Origin of the sequence: Bradyrhizobium sp. NBAIM08 (assembly GCF_020193935.1) — a bacterium.
GTDB classification, from domain to species: domain Bacteria; phylum Pseudomonadota; class Alphaproteobacteria; order Rhizobiales; family Xanthobacteraceae; genus Bradyrhizobium; species Bradyrhizobium yuanmingense.
The window spans coordinates 459645-472922 of record NZ_JADYVR010000001.1 but is presented as its reverse complement, the minus strand read 5'-3'; the positions used below and the strand labels follow the sequence as shown (position 1 = coordinate 472922).

Genomic DNA, 13278 nt, shown 5'->3' with positions numbered 1-13278 from the left:
CGGGCACGATTCCTTACCGGCCAAAGCTCCCGTGGCGCTTCCTCCGCTCGATTCACCGCAATGGAATAGTCCCTGGCGCGCCTTCGGGTGGGGACTGCGCTCGATCACGCAGACGATCCTCACCATCGTGCTGTTCGTGACCTATCTCGGCATCGGTGCGCTCGCTCACGACACCCATTTCAGCCTGCTCTGGGCATTGTGCTCGACGCTGTTCGTCTGGGCAGGTCCGGCGCAGATCATCCTGATCACCACGCTCGGCTCGGGCGCCACCATCATCCAGTCGGCGATCGCGGTGACCGTCAGCGCCATCCGCCTGTTTCCAATGGTGGTCTCGGTGCTGCCGCTGATGCGCACACCCACGACCAAGCGGCGCGAGCTGATTTTCGCCGCGCATCTCACCGCAGTGACGCTGTGGGTCGAATGCCACCGCTTCCTGCCGCAGGTGCCGCGCGAACGGCGGATCGCCTTCGTCCACGGGCTCGGCTGCGGGCTCGTCTCCGTGTGCCTTGTCGCCAATATCGTCGGCTATTTCCTCGCCGCCAACCTGACGCAGACGCTTGGTGCGGCGATCCTGTTGCTGACGCCGCTTTCGTTCCTGTTCTCGACGGCGCGCAACAGCCGCGAGGTCGCCGACGTCGTCGCGCTCGTGCTGGGCATCGTGCTCTATCCGCTGGCGGCGAAGATGAACTCCGGCCTCGATATCCTCGTCAGCGGCGTGGTCGCCGGGACGATCGCTTATGGCGTGCACTGGTGGCGGGAGGTACGCGCATGAGCTTTGCGCAAGCGATCGGCGACTGGCACGCGCTGGCCGTCCTGTTCGTCGCCGGCGTCGTTCCCAACCAGATCTGGCGCATGCTGGGCCTGTGGTTCGGCGGCGGCATCGACGAGGGCTCGGAGCTGCTGGTCTGGGTCAGAGCGGTCGCCACCGCGATCCTGGCCGGCGTCATCGCCCAGATCGTGGTCCAGCCACCGGGCGCGCTGGCCAGCGTGCCTGATGTCCTGCGCTATGGCGCGGTCGGTGCCGGGCTCGTCGTTTTCCTGCTGACCCGCCGTTCGATCTTCGCGGGCGTGGTCACGGGCGAAGTCTTCATGCTGGCCGGCAAGTGGTGGTTGGGCTAAAACCGCCAGCGAACAGCCAGGGAACAGGACATATGGTTCGCGAACAGGAGCTCCGCGAGGGCGAGGTCGCCATCGAGCTGCCGCCGACGCAAGATGCCGGCCTCGTCTTCATCGGCCGGATCCGCACGCCCTGGTCGTCGCGGCTGGAGACGCCGCGGCAGGGACGTCACGACGGTCCGATCTGCCGCCTCGAGATCTTCGAGCCGTTCGTGCCGGCCATCAAGGGCGTCGACTTCTACAGCAACCTCGAAGTGCTCTATTGGCTCGACCGCTCGCGCCGCGACATCGTCCTGCAGAGCCCGAAGAACAACGAGAAGACCCGCGGCACGTTTTCGCTGCGCTCGCCGGTGCGGCCCAATCCGATCGGCACCTCGATCGTCAAGCTGGTCGGCATCGAAGGCAATGCCATCCTGGTGCGCGGCCTCGATTGCATCGACAACACGCCGCTGATCGACATCAAGCCCGACCGCTGCGAGTTCACGCCGCTGGCCGCGCCGCAGACGGGCGATTTCGAGACGGAGTGAGGGGCCTCCGCTCCAACCTCGTCATTGCGAGCGCAGCGAAGCAATCCAGGATCCCTCCACCGAGGCAGTCTGGATTGCTTCGTCGCAAGAGCTCCTCGCAATGACGAGGATGCAGCGCCGGCTACCCCTTCAACGCCGCCATCAGCTTCGCCGCGTGCTCTTGCAGCACCTTGTCGTCTTCCTTGCGGCTCGCAGGCGGCAGCATGGCGACGCCGTCGTGGCGCGGCATCACGTGCATGTGCAGGTGAAACACCACCTGTCCGCCGGCAGGCTCGTTGAACTGCTGCACTGTGATGCCGTCGGCATTGAACGCCTTCATTGCGGCGGCCGCGATCTTGTGCGCGCCTCGGGCGACATGGGCGTAATCGTCGGGCTTGATGTCGAGGATGTTGCGGGCAGGAGCCTTCGGGATCACCAGCGTGTGACCGGGCACGCGCGGCATGATGTCGAGGAAGGCGAAGACGTGCTCATCCTCGTAGACCTTGTAGCAGGGCAGCTCGCCGCGCAGGATTTTCGCGAAGATGTTGTTAGTGTCGTAGGCGGTCATGGCGGCGGCTCCTCGAACGATTTGCGCTTACTGTCACCAGCCGTGGCGACGCGTCAAGGCGCCTCGTCGGCCGCTTTGCGGAACGGGCCGAGCTCGGCGAGCTCTCGTCCGGCTTCCGCGACATAGGCGCGCTCGCGCTTGAGGTAATCGTCGATGGCGCGGCGCAGGCCGGGATCGGCGATGAAGTGGGCGGAATGAGTGGTGCGCGGCAGGTAGCCGCGCGCGATCTTGTGCTCGCCCTGCGCGCCGGCCTCGACGTGTTTGAGGCCGCGCTTGATCGCGAAATCGATCGCCTGGTAGTAGCAGACCTCGAAATGCAGGAACGGGTGATGCTCGACCGCGCCCCAGTTGCGGCCGAACAGCGTGTCCGAGCCGATGAAGTTGATCGCGCCCGCGATCCAGCGGCCGTTTCGGCGGGCCATCACCAGCAGCACGTCCTCGCTCATGGACTCGCCGATCAGCGAGAAGAACTCGCGCGTCAGGTACGGCCGGCCCCATTTGCGCGAGCCGGTCTCCATGTAGAATGCGAAGAAGGCATCCCAGGCATCCTCGGTGATGTCCTTGCCGGTGAGCCAGTGAATGGTGACGCCGGCGGCGAGTGCATCGCGCCGCTCGCGCTTGATCGATTTGCGGTGGCGCGAGTTCAGCGTCGCCAGGAAGTCGTCGAAGCTCGCAAAGCCCTCATTGTGCCAGTGGAACTGCTGGTCGGTGCGCTGGAGGAAGCCGTGCTCGGCGAGCAGCTTCCATTCTGACTCCCGCGCGAAGGTGACGTGGACGGAGGAGGCCTTGCTGACGCCGCACAGCGCTATGAGTCCACTCGCCAGCGCCTCGGTGATACGCTCGCGATCGACGCCATCACGCACCAGCAGCCGCGGCCCCGTGGCCGGCGTGAAGGGAACCGAGACCTGGAGCTTCGGGTAGTAGCGCCCGCCGGCGCGCTCATAGGCATCCGCCCAGCCGCGATCGAAGACGTACTCGCCCTGGCTGTGCGATTTCAGATAGCAGGGCACGACGCCAGCCACGCGGCCGCCGAGCCGGGCGACCAGATGCCGGGGTCCCCAGCCAGTCCGGATCGTGGCCGAACCCGATTTCTCGGCCGCAGAGAGAAAGGCGTGGGAGACGAACGGGTTATAGGCGAGTTTTAAGATGCTGGCGGAATCGCCTGGAAGAGCGGATGAGGTTCCCGCGCCATGGCCATTACAAGCTTTGCCCGGATTCGCGCAGGCGTCCCAATCCTCGGGCGAGACTTCGCCGATGGACGGGACGGCCTCGAGCGTAATTTCGGATGATGGCATCGTGCCCAAGATCGTGCATTGCAGCAGCGACTTCAAGGGGTGGAGAAAGCTCGCTCTCGTGCCCCGGACGCAGCGCAGCGCTCCTTCAGCGGGCGCTGCAGAGCCGGGGCCCATGTGGCAGCGCGCTCGTGGAGAGATGGGTCCCGGCTCTGCGCCGCAACGCTGAAGCGTTGCAGCTTGTCCGGGACACGCGAGGTGCTACGGCACGAATCCCTCGAAGATCATCTGGTCCGCATACCGCCCGACCCGGCTCCGCTGCTCCGGGGTGCGGACGGTCCAGCCGAGCAGGGCGCAGCCGAACAGGTTGCGGGCAATCCAGGGGGCGGGGGCCGGGAGGTGGTCGACCTTGAAGGCGACGAAATGCGGCTGGGTCTGCAAGCCATGGCGCAAGTACAGCATGCTGTCACGCTGCTCTTGGGTGAGGTTGGCCCAGTACTCGTCCTCATAGCTCCGCTGCGCGACGATGCCGCGCGGACGGTTGGGCAACAGGTCACGCAGCGCCAGCACCTGGTCGGGATCGAAGGACATGCCGACGGCGGGGCCGTCATACGAGGCCAACACCTCGGCCATCCGCTTCACCAGCTTGCGATCGCCACCGAAATGGCTCTTCACCTCGATCACCAGGGGCACACGTCCGGCGACCATGGCGCAGAGGTCGGCGAGCGACATCATCCGCTCGTCGGTGTCCTTGAACCTGACGGCCTTCAGCTCGGTCGCGGTCTTTGCGATCACCTCGCCGGTGGCCTCGGTGAGTCGGCCCAGGGCATGGTCGTGATGGACCATGGCCTCGCCGTCGGCCGAGAGCTGGATATCGACCTCGATCGCAAAACTACCAGCAATCGCAGCCTGCACCGCGCCCGGCATGTTCTCGACGATGCCGCGCGAAATGTCATGCAGGCCGCGATGGGCGACCGGCCGCGCTGTCAGCCAATCCGGAGCGCGCATTTGGCGTCAGGCGACCTCGAACACGCCTTCGACCTCGACCGCCGCATCCGCGGGCAGCGAGGCGACGCCGACGGTGGTGCGGGCGTGGCGGCCCTTGTCCCCGAAGGCGGCAACCATCAGGTCGGAGGCGCCGTTGAGCACCTTCGGCCCATCCAGGAAATCCGGGGCCGAGTTGATGAAGCCGCCGAGGCGCACCACGCGTACGACCTTGTCGAGATCGCCGAGCGCCGCCTTGACCTGGGCCAACAGGTTGACGGCGCAGCCGCGCGCGGCTGCGGCGCCGTCCTCGATCGAGACGCCGGCGCCCAGCTTGCCCTTGGCGATCAGCTTGCCGGCGGGGTCGAAGCAGACCTGGCCGGAGACGAAAAGGAGGTTGCCCGTGCGCACAAAGGGCACGTAGTTGGCGACGGGGGAGGGGGCCTCGTGCAGCTTGATGCCTTGCTCCGCCAGTTTCTGCTCGACCGTGCCCGCCATGTCCGACCTCGTTGTCCAAAAATCCTTCGCTCCGGCGCGTCCCCTGGATGGCCGGGCGCGCCCTGTTTCGCCCATCGTGCCGCCACATGCAAGCAACCGGAGGGGCTGCATTTTGTTGAGGCTGGCCGGCAGGTTCAACGTGGAGGGGCAATTTTACGTGGACGGCCTCAGTTGCGGCGCAATGGAACGGTCATTAAAATGTCGAATCTGCGCTTTCCTCAGGGAACAGACATGGTGCATCTTTTCCGGACTTCGCTCGGTGTGATGGCGCTTGCCGCGGCCAGTGTCGGCCTTGGCGGCGTAGCCGAGGCCGCCAACGGTCCGTTTCTCGCGCACCAGGCGCTGTATGATCTCCGCCTCGTCAAATCGCGTACCAATTCGGTCAATAGCGCCCGCGGCCGGATCCTCTACAATTTCACGGGGAACGCCTGCGAGGGCTATACCTCGGAATTCCGCCAGGTCTCCGAGCTCGACAGCGGCGAGGGCAAGGTCACGCTCAGCGACCTCCGCTCCAACTCCTGGGAGGACGCCGCCGGCAAGAGCTACCGTTTCAAGATCGAGACGCGCATGAACGAGACGGATGCCGGCCGCGTCGACGGCTCGGCCGAGCGCGACGGCGACCACATCAACGTCAAGCTCAGGCTGCCGGCGCCGAAGACGTTCACGCTCGACGGCAAGATCGTGTTCCCGACCGAGCAGATCCAGCGCATCATCGCCGCCGCGAAGGAAGGCAAATCGCTGCTGGAGCTCTCCGTCTATGACGGCTCCGATGACGGCCAGAAGGTCTACAACACGCTGACCGTGATCGGTCAGCCGATCCCCGCCGACCGCGCCACCTCGTCCGATCCGTCGACTGCGGACGAGCACATGAAGTCGCTCAAGCGCTGGCCAGTCACCGTCAGCTATTTCGACCGCGAGGCCCAGCAGAAGGAGGGCGAGCAGACGCCGGTCTATGCGATGGCGTTCGAGCTCTACGAGAACGGCGTCTCGCGCCAGCTCATGCTCGACTACAACGATTTCGTCATCTCCGGCGCCATGGGCAAGTTCGACGTGAAGGACAGCAAGCCCTGTAATTGAGGGCTAGGTCTCTCGTCGCGAGCAGCGTCGTAGGGTGGGCAAAGCGGATCGTGCCCACGCTTTCTCTCGATAATCGTTGATAGATGGTGGGCACGGCGCAAGTGCGCCTTTGCCCACCTTACGAGATCTCTCTTGGTCGCTTCGCTCCTCGCAATGACGGGGCTAGCTCTCGTCACACTCTCCCGCTACGCTCCCTCCCAACCACAAATTCGGGGAGCCAGCCCATGCCGAAGCTCGACCATCTCCGCCCCAGCGGCCTGCATCACAATCCAGCCTATTCCCACGTCGTCACCGCGACGGGGGCGCGCACGATCTACATTTCCGGCCAGGTCTCGACCGACGAGGAGGGCCGGATCGTCGGCGAGGGCGATATCGCTGCGCAGACCACCCAGGTGATGCAGAATCTCGGCCTCGCGCTGAAGGCCGCGGGGGCGAGCTATTCCAACATCGTCAAGATCACGACCTTCGTGGTGAACTACAAGCCGGAGCTGCGGCCCATCATCGGCAAGGCCCGCTCGGCCTTCTTCGAAGGCATGGAGCCGCCGGCCTCGACGCTCGTCGGCGTCTCCGCGCTCGCTGCGCCGGAATGGCTGATCGAGATCGAGGCGGTCGCGGTTGCGGATTGAGGTTTTCCTGTAGCCCGGATGAAGCGCAAGCGTAATCCGGGAAGCCTGTCGCCACGGAGCACTGTCCCGGATTGCGCTCCGCTCCATCCGGGCTACAGCTGCTATGAGTGCTTCGCCTCTGACAGCTCTTGTAGAGCCGCCATCGCTTCGTCGGCTCTGTCGGACGATACGAAGAGATGGTCGTGGTGGAACGCCGACACGGCATTCACGCTGATGCCGGCGTCGGCGAGGCGCGCCGTGATTGCCGCCAGGAAGCCGACCGCATCGAGCGCGGAGTGAACAGTGAGCGTGATCAGGCGTGAGGCGAATTCGTAGCGCAGTCCTGCGCGTTCGGCATCCTCCAGCGGTGCTACGACCGTTGTGCCCTCCGGCTCGCGGAAGATCAGGAGCGGATCGACTGCTGCGGGAATAGTCTCGTCTGCCGCGATCGTGCAAAATACGAAGGTGCCCGGTCGCAGCTCCGGCTTCATCAGTCTCAGCAGCGCATTGAGATCGCGTTCACCCGTCATCACTCCTGCGCCTTCTCCGGGCCCTCATAGGCAATGCCGCGGATCACCGCGGCGCTGCCGAACTTCTTGCGCAGGCTGTCGACCGCGCGTTCGGCGTGGGCGGCGCGGCGGTCGAGCATGTCGGTGTCGATCGCCGAGCCCTCGCGCAGCGCGCTGACGCCGGCGCCCATCAGGCGGAAGGCGGTGCCGTCGATTTCCTTGGCCAGCATCTCGCGGCAGATCGAGAAGATCTTCGCGGCCAGCTGCGTCGGGGCGGCGATCGATTGCGAGCGCGTGCGCTGGCGGAAATCGGCGGTCTTCAACTTCAGCGTCACGGTGGAGCCGGCGAGTTCGCTGCTCTTCAGGCGCGACGACGTCTTCTCGCAGAGTCGCCACAGGATCTTCTCCAGCGTCGCGAAATCGCGGATGTCGGTCTCGAACGTCGTCTCGCTTGAAATGGTCTTGGCGCCGCGGTCAGGCTCGACGCGGCGGTCGTCGATGCCGCGTGCGAGCCGCCACAGCCTGCGGCCCTCGCTCGGAAACTGCCGCATCATCTCGATCTCGTCGGCCTTCTGCAGATCGGCGATGATGCGGAAGCCGCGCTGCACCAGGCGTTCCTGCGTCGCGGGACCGACGCCGAAGATGAAGCCGACCGGCTTTTCCGCCAGCATCAACCGCGCTTCCTCCTGGTCGAGCGCGGCAAAGCCTCTGGGCTTGTCGAGGTCGGAGGCGATCTTGGCCAGGAACTTGTTGCAGGACAGGCCGACCGAGACGGTGATGCCGATGTCGCGCTCGACGTCGCGGGCAAAGCGCGCCAGCACCTTGGCGGGGATCATGCCGTGCACCCGCTCGGTGCCGGAGAGATCGAGGAAGGCCTCGTCGATCGAGAGCGGCTCGACCAGCGGCGTCAGCGCCTGCATGGCCTGGCGGACCTCGCGGCCGACCCGGACGTACTTTGCCATGTCCGGGCGGATCACGGTCGCATGCGGGCAGGCTTCCAATGCCTTGAACATCGGCATCGCCGAGCGAACGCCATAGGTGCGCGCGATGTAGCAGGCCGCCGACACCACGCCGCGCTTGCCCCCGCCGATGATGACGGGCTTGTCGGCGATGTCAGGGTTGTCGCGCTTCTCGACCGTCGCATAGAAGGCGTCGCAGTCGATATGGGCGATGGTCAGGCCGGCGAGCGAGCGGTGGCGGACGAGGCGGGGGGAACCGCAGGCCGAGCAGCGCCGCAGGCCCATATCCAGATCGGCCAGACAATCCCGGCAGAAGCAGCGGGGCCCGGCCGGCTCTGGGACGCTCACGGCACGTCGCGCTCCCAGGAGGGGTCACCGAGCGCATCGCCGAGGACCTGCCGCGCCGCGGCAACGTTGGTCGGGTGCAGTTCCGCCACCTTGGCAAAGGCCTTCACCGTGGCATCGTCCCGCATCACGAAATCGAGCACGCTGAGGAGGAAATTCGGGTCCGCGGCGGCGTTGCGCAGGGTCTCCGGACCGACCCCCGTCTCGGCCAGGAACAGGCCCAGCCGCTCAGGCTCGCCCGCGACGAAGGACAGGGCCTGAATCGCAACGATTTCAGCGACTTCGCGGGGGTTGTGAACAGGCTTTTTCACGGGGACGGTTTGCCTTTCCGTTAACTTTCGGTCTCTAATTTGGAATCATCATGCCCGAGTCTCGTGCTCAAGTCTTCCGGCCCCGGACAAGCAACTGGAAACCACATCGCAGAAAGTGGACCCTCGGGTTTAACGAAACTCAAGCGAATCTGAGGCTAGTTTGAATCCAGTTTTCGAAACGCCGGGAAGCGGCGTCTGAGGCGTCACATGTACCGGTCCTTCGGACCAATCAGGAGGGCGGGATGGCTAAGACCGTCCTGATCGTGGAAGACAACGAGCTCAACATGAAGCTCTTCCGCGACCTGTTGGAGGCGCACGGGTACCAGACCTCCGGCACCAGCAACGGCTACGAGGCGCTCGACCTCGTGCGCAAGATGCGGCCCGACCTCGTGCTGATGGACATCCAGCTGCCGCAGGTCTCCGGCCTCGAGGTGACGCGCTGGATCAAGGACGATCCGGAGCTGCGCGCCATTCCAGTCGTCGCGGTCACGGCGTTCGCGATGAAGGGCGACGAAGAGCGCATCCGCGAGGGCGGCTGCGAAGCCTATTTGTCCAAGCCGATCTCGGTCGGCAAATTCATTGAGACGGTCCGGCGTTTTATCGGATAGGAAGTGAGTTCACAGTGTCCGCGCGTATCCTCGTCGTCGATGACGTTCCCGCCAACGTCAAGCTGTTAGAGGCCCGCCTTTCCGCCGAATATTTCGACGTGATGACCGCCGCGAACGGCACCGAGGCGCTCGCGATCTCAAGGCGTGCCGAATGCGACATCATCCTGCTCGACGTGATGATGCCCGACATGGACGGCTTCGAGGTCTGCCGCCGCCTCAAGACCGATCCGGCGACGCACCACATTCCCGTCGTGATGGTCACCGCGCTCGACAGCCCCGCCGACCGCAATCGCGGGCTCGAGGCCGGTGCCGACGACTTCCTGACCAAACCCGTCTCCGACGTCGTGCTGATCGCGCGGGTGCGCTCGCTGACGCGGCTGAAGATGATGACGGATGAGCTGCGCATGCGCGCCATCACCTCGCTCGAGATCGGCATGCAGGCGCCCGAGCGCAGTGCGATCGCCGACACCGGCAAGGGCGGCCGCATCCTCCTGGTCGACGACCGCCAGTCCTCCTACGAGCGGCTGGCGACGATCCTCGCTGCCGAGCACACCATCGACGTCGAGCCGAACCCGACGGAGGCGCTGTTCCACGCCGCCGAGGGCAACTACGATCTCCTGATCGTCTCGCTCGACCTCAACAATTTCGACGGCCTGCGCCTGTGCAGCCAGGCGCGCTCGTTGGAGCGCACGCGCCATGTGCCGATCCTGGCGATCGCCGACCCCGAGAACTCGACACGGCTGCTGCGCGGCCTCGAGATCGGCGTCAACGACTACCTGCTGCGCCCGATCGACAAGACCGAGCTCTTGGCGCGCGCCCGCACCCAGATCCGCCGCCGCCGCTACACCGATCATTTGCGCGACAATGTGCAGAACTCGATCGAGATGGCGATCACCGACGCGCTCACCGGCCTGCACAATCGCCGCTACATGGAGAGCCATCTGGCAACGCTCGCCGAACAGGCCGCGACCCGCGGCAAGCCGCTGGCGCTGATGATCCTGGACATCGACTATTTCAAGTCGATCAACGACAATTATGGCCACGATGCCGGCGACGACGTGCTGCGCGAGTTCGCGGTGCGGGTGCGCAAATCGATCCGCGGCATTGATCTCGCCTGCCGCTACGGCGGCGAGGAATTCGTCATCGTGATGCCGGAGACGGATCTCCACGTCGCCGGCATGGTCGCCGAGCGCCTGCGCCGCTCGATCGCGGGCGAGCCCTTCGCGATTCACAAGGGTGCGAAGCGCATCGAGGTCACGATCTCGATCGGGCTGACCACGCTGGAGCGAAAGGGCGAGGCGGTGGCCGACGTCCTCAAGCGCGCCGACACCGCGCTCTACCGCGCCAAGCACGACGGCCGCAATCGCGTGGTGTCGCAGGCGGCGTGAGGGCCGTCCGCGCAAAGTTGCGAAAACAACCCCATGCACAGTAGCCGGCGCGAGCGGGTCAATGGGTTACGCGGGTGGCGAGATAATTTGCGCCGGCAGCGGCGTCGTTTGACCCGTCGGGCAAAACAGGAGCATATTGGTAGGGTCGCGAAATGGTCCTGACGGGTAGTCAGGCGCCCGCGCTTTCTCCACAAATCCCGGTGTCATTCCCCGCCTTGTGCGCAGTCGCGCACTGGAGCGGGGAATCCAGTGCGCCGCAGCGTCTCGGGTCTAGCTTCACTGTCTCTGGAATACTGGATCACCCGCTTTCGCGGGTGATGACAGCGAGCGATCAGGCGACAGCGGTTAGTCTGGAGCGCGCTTGCTCCGTTTCTCCGCCGGGTTCGCATCCTCGCCCACATCCACCCCCGCATTCCGCAACAACACCTTCGCCGCTTCCTTCGCGGCTCTGGCCATCGCCGGATCATCGCGCACGAGGTCCTGCGCGATGGAGCCGTCGACCAGCAGCACCAGCTGCGTCGCGAGCGCGTCCGCTTCGGCAACGCCGAGCTCGGTCAGGCGGTCGCGAAACCAGAGGCGGCGGCTTTCCTTGAAGGCGATCGCGATCTTCTTCACGGCGCGGTCGCCGGGGCCGAGCTCGGCGACCGCATTGACGAATGGGCAGCCGCGAAAGTCTTTCGCCGCGAAGCGCCGCTCCAGCGAATCGAACGTCGCGAGGATCTGCTCGGCGGGCGGCTTGTCCGAAAGGCGTGCGCTGACGAAGCGGCGCTCGAGATAGGCCGCGATCAGCGCGTCCTTGGACGGGAAGTGATTGTAGAGCGTGCGCTTACTGATGCCGACCTCGGCCGCGATGGTATCGACGCCGATGGCGCGAATGCCTTGCAGATAGAACAGCTTGTCGGCGGTCTGAAGGATCCGCTCTTTCATCGTCTGTGGGGCAGGCGGGGGAGCCATGCGGAGCTAAGCGTCCTGTTCGCTTGACAGCCGCTTCCATCTATAGCCTAAGTGCACAGGTCTGTGTACCCAAAAACATCGGCAAAAGCAGACGACGGCACGCGTGCCGCGCCCAAAAGGGAGAAGAAAAATGCCCCTGCTGCAGGTTCTGCGTCCGACGTTGCCGATCCTGATCGGCGCCTCGATCATGCTGACCTTGAGCATGGGGCTGCGGCAGTCGCTCGGTATCTTCATGCAGCCGCTGACGCACGACATCCACATTTCGATCTCGGATTTCACGCTTGCACTGGCCGTGCAAAACCTCGCCTGGGGCTTCCTGCAGCCGCCCGCCGGTGCACTCACCGTGCGCTACGGCTTCCGCCCGATCATGGTCGCCGGCGCGCTGATGTACATCGCGGGCCTCGCGCTGATGGCAACGGCGAATGGGCTTCTCAGCATCATGATCGGCGCCGGCGTGCTGATCGGGACCTCGCTCGCCTGCACCGCGGCGGCGATCGCGATGTCGGTGGCGGCACGTGCGGTGCCGGAGACGGTGCGCTCGACCGTGCTCGGCATCGTCTCCGGCGCGGGCTCGCTCGGCGCGCTACTTTCGGCGCCGATCGGACAGATGCTCAACGAGGGCTTTGGCTGGCGCGTCGGGCTCGCGGGCTTCGTCATCATGTCGGTGCTGATGATCCCTGCGGCCTGGTATGCCGGGCGCGTCGACAAGATTCCGTTGCCGAAGCCGGCGGCCGACGAGATCGATGATGCCACGGCTGCAGCCGCGGCGAGGACCGCGTTCGGCAATGCCTCCTTCGTGGTGATGACCTGCGCCTATCTCGTCTGCGGCATGCAGCTCGTGTTCCTCACCACGCACCTGCCGTCATATCTCGCGATCTGCGGCCTCGATCCGATGCTGAGCGCGCAGACGCTCGGCATGATCGGCGGCTTCAACGTGCTGGGCTCGCTGTTCTTCGGCTGGGCCGGCCAACGCTGGAACAAGCTGGCGCTCTTGGGCGGGATCTACATCCTGCGCTCGCTCGCACTCGCCTGGTACTTCATGCTGCCGGCAAGCCCGTTCTCGACGCTGCTGTTCGGCGCGATCATGGGCTTTCTGTGGATGGGCGTCGGCCCGCTGGTCGCGGGCGCGGTCGCCGAGATGTTCGGCCTGCGCTGGCAGGCGATGATCCAGGGCCTCGCCTTCATGAGCCACCAGATCGGCAGCTTCCTCGGCGCTTACGGAGGCGGGCTGCTCTACGACGCGCTCGGCTCCTACACCATGGCCTGGCGCATCGGCGTCGCGCTCGGCCTTGCCGGCGGGATCGTGCAGGTCGCGTTCGCGCTTGTCAGGCCGTCGCAGCCGCCCACGCCAGTGCTGCGGACAGCGTAGGGCGGGGCGGGTGGTCGTTTTCCTTGGCCTTGCACCGCTGCCGTTCTCACAAATTTGCATTTGCCTCAAAGCGCTCGGTTGCTGACGTGCGAGAGAACTTTTCGTCGACTCGGCAGGCGGTCGTTCATGGGCTTGCCAATTTCGCGTTTGGGTCGTGTCAGGCTGTGGTCAGCCTTCTCAGATTGAAAATGGGCTTGAGTTGCAGAGTGTTAGCCAGTTCATAATCCTAATCGCGCCGGCCAGCTTAAG

At 65.3% G+C, this 13278-nt stretch carries 16 protein-coding genes; 8 read left to right on the top strand and 8 right to left on the bottom strand.

Translation table 11 applies throughout. The features are described from left to right. Positions 1 to 31: 31 nt before the first annotated feature. Genes I6F37_RS02255 through tsaA form a run of 3 tightly spaced genes read left to right on the top strand, consistent with a single transcriptional unit; the run spans position 32 to position 1643 of the window. On the top strand, positions 32 to 772 hold the full coding sequence (locus I6F37_RS02255; protein WP_074448010.1) for an AzlC family ABC transporter permease: 741 nt from the start codon (positions 32 to 34) through the stop codon (positions 770 to 772). Then, the gene (locus I6F37_RS02250) at positions 769 to 1119 is read left to right on the top strand and encodes an AzlD domain-containing protein (RefSeq protein WP_036015173.1); all 351 of its coding nucleotides are present in this window, start codon (positions 769 to 771) and stop codon (positions 1117 to 1119) included. The genes I6F37_RS02255 and I6F37_RS02250 overlap by 4 nt, the downstream gene beginning before the upstream one ends. Before the next feature lie 32 nt (positions 1120 to 1151). Beyond that, a complete protein-coding gene (gene tsaA / locus I6F37_RS02245) occupies positions 1152 to 1643 on the top strand; it encodes a tRNA (N6-threonylcarbamoyladenosine(37)-N6)-methyltransferase TrmO (protein ID WP_036025594.1) in 492 nt (163 codons plus the stop codon). Positions 1644 to 1764: 121 nt separating this feature from the next. Here tsaA and I6F37_RS02240 read toward each other — a convergent pair whose 3' ends face one another. The 4 genes from I6F37_RS02240 to I6F37_RS02225 form a co-directional block, all read right to left on the bottom strand. Continuing rightward, a complete protein-coding gene (locus I6F37_RS02240) occupies positions 1765 to 2190 on the bottom strand; it encodes an HIT family protein (protein ID WP_057029794.1) in 426 nt (141 codons plus the stop codon). 53 nt (positions 2191 to 2243) lie between these two features. Continuing rightward, positions 2244 to 3485, bottom strand: a complete 1242-nt coding sequence (locus I6F37_RS02235; RefSeq protein ID WP_225150146.1) for a GNAT family N-acetyltransferase — start codon at positions 3483 to 3485, stop codon at positions 2244 to 2246. 198 nt (positions 3486 to 3683) lie between these two features. Beyond that, complete coding sequence (locus tag I6F37_RS02230) at positions 3684 to 4430, bottom strand: glycerophosphodiester phosphodiesterase (protein ID WP_225113840.1); 747 nt, start codon at positions 4428 to 4430, stop codon at positions 3684 to 3686. A 6-nt stretch (positions 4431 to 4436) separates the two neighbouring features. Next, positions 4437 to 4904: a RidA family protein gene (locus I6F37_RS02225; protein ID WP_036015166.1), complete on the bottom strand. Its 468-nt coding sequence runs from the start codon at positions 4902 to 4904 to the stop codon at positions 4437 to 4439. A gap of 231 nt (positions 4905 to 5135) precedes the next feature. On the opposite strand from I6F37_RS02225, the gene I6F37_RS02220 reads away from it, so the two are divergent. Together I6F37_RS02220 and I6F37_RS02215 are read left to right on the top strand one after the other, a co-directional pair. Next, entirely contained in the window at positions 5136 to 5981 is an 846-nt protein-coding gene (locus I6F37_RS02220; protein WP_225150144.1) for a cell envelope integrity EipB family protein, read from the top strand. 224 nt (positions 5982 to 6205) lie between these two features. Beyond that, positions 6206 to 6607, top strand: coding sequence for a RidA family protein (locus tag I6F37_RS02215; protein WP_018646938.1), 402 nt, complete (start codon positions 6206 to 6208; stop codon positions 6605 to 6607). Between the two features lie 101 nt (positions 6608 to 6708). On the opposite strand, the gene I6F37_RS02210 is transcribed toward I6F37_RS02215, so the two are convergent. The 3 genes from I6F37_RS02210 to I6F37_RS02200 are packed head-to-tail and all read right to left on the bottom strand — an operon-like array spanning position 6709 to position 8710. Next, a complete protein-coding gene (locus tag I6F37_RS02210) occupies positions 6709 to 7116 on the bottom strand; it encodes an ACT domain-containing protein (RefSeq protein ID WP_225150142.1) in 408 nt (135 codons plus the stop codon). Continuing rightward, the gene (locus tag I6F37_RS02205) at positions 7116 to 8402 is read right to left on the bottom strand and encodes a DNA polymerase IV (protein ID WP_225150140.1); all 1287 of its coding nucleotides are present in this window, start codon (positions 8400 to 8402) and stop codon (positions 7116 to 7118) included. The genes I6F37_RS02210 and I6F37_RS02205 overlap by 1 nt, the downstream gene beginning before the upstream one ends. Next, positions 8399 to 8710 (bottom strand): DUF3572 domain-containing protein, encoded by a 312-nt coding sequence (locus I6F37_RS02200; RefSeq protein ID WP_036015155.1) that lies wholly within the window; start codon positions 8708 to 8710, stop codon positions 8399 to 8401. Before I6F37_RS02200 ends, I6F37_RS02205 begins: the two co-directional genes overlap by 4 nt. 242 nt (positions 8711 to 8952) lie before the next feature. Between I6F37_RS02200 and I6F37_RS02195 the strand changes: the two genes are divergently transcribed. Together I6F37_RS02195 and I6F37_RS02190 are read left to right on the top strand one after the other, a co-directional pair. Beyond that, positions 8953 to 9318, top strand: coding sequence for a response regulator (locus I6F37_RS02195; RefSeq protein ID WP_008566616.1), 366 nt, complete (start codon positions 8953 to 8955; stop codon positions 9316 to 9318). A gap of 14 nt (positions 9319 to 9332) precedes the next feature. Beyond that, positions 9333 to 10706, top strand: a complete 1374-nt coding sequence (locus I6F37_RS02190) for a PleD family two-component system response regulator (protein ID WP_036025582.1) — start codon at positions 9333 to 9335, stop codon at positions 10704 to 10706. A 345-nt stretch (positions 10707 to 11051) separates the two neighbouring features. Here the strand turns inward: I6F37_RS02190 and I6F37_RS02185 are convergent, their stop codons facing one another. Next, positions 11052 to 11660: a TetR/AcrR family transcriptional regulator gene (locus I6F37_RS02185; RefSeq protein ID WP_057029790.1), complete on the bottom strand. Its 609-nt coding sequence runs from the start codon at positions 11658 to 11660 to the stop codon at positions 11052 to 11054. A 130-nt stretch (positions 11661 to 11790) separates the two neighbouring features. Between I6F37_RS02185 and I6F37_RS02180 the strand changes: the two genes are divergently transcribed. Next, positions 11791 to 13029, top strand: coding sequence for an MFS transporter (locus I6F37_RS02180; RefSeq protein WP_057029789.1), 1239 nt, complete (start codon positions 11791 to 11793; stop codon positions 13027 to 13029). Positions 13030 to 13278 lie beyond the last annotated feature (249 nt).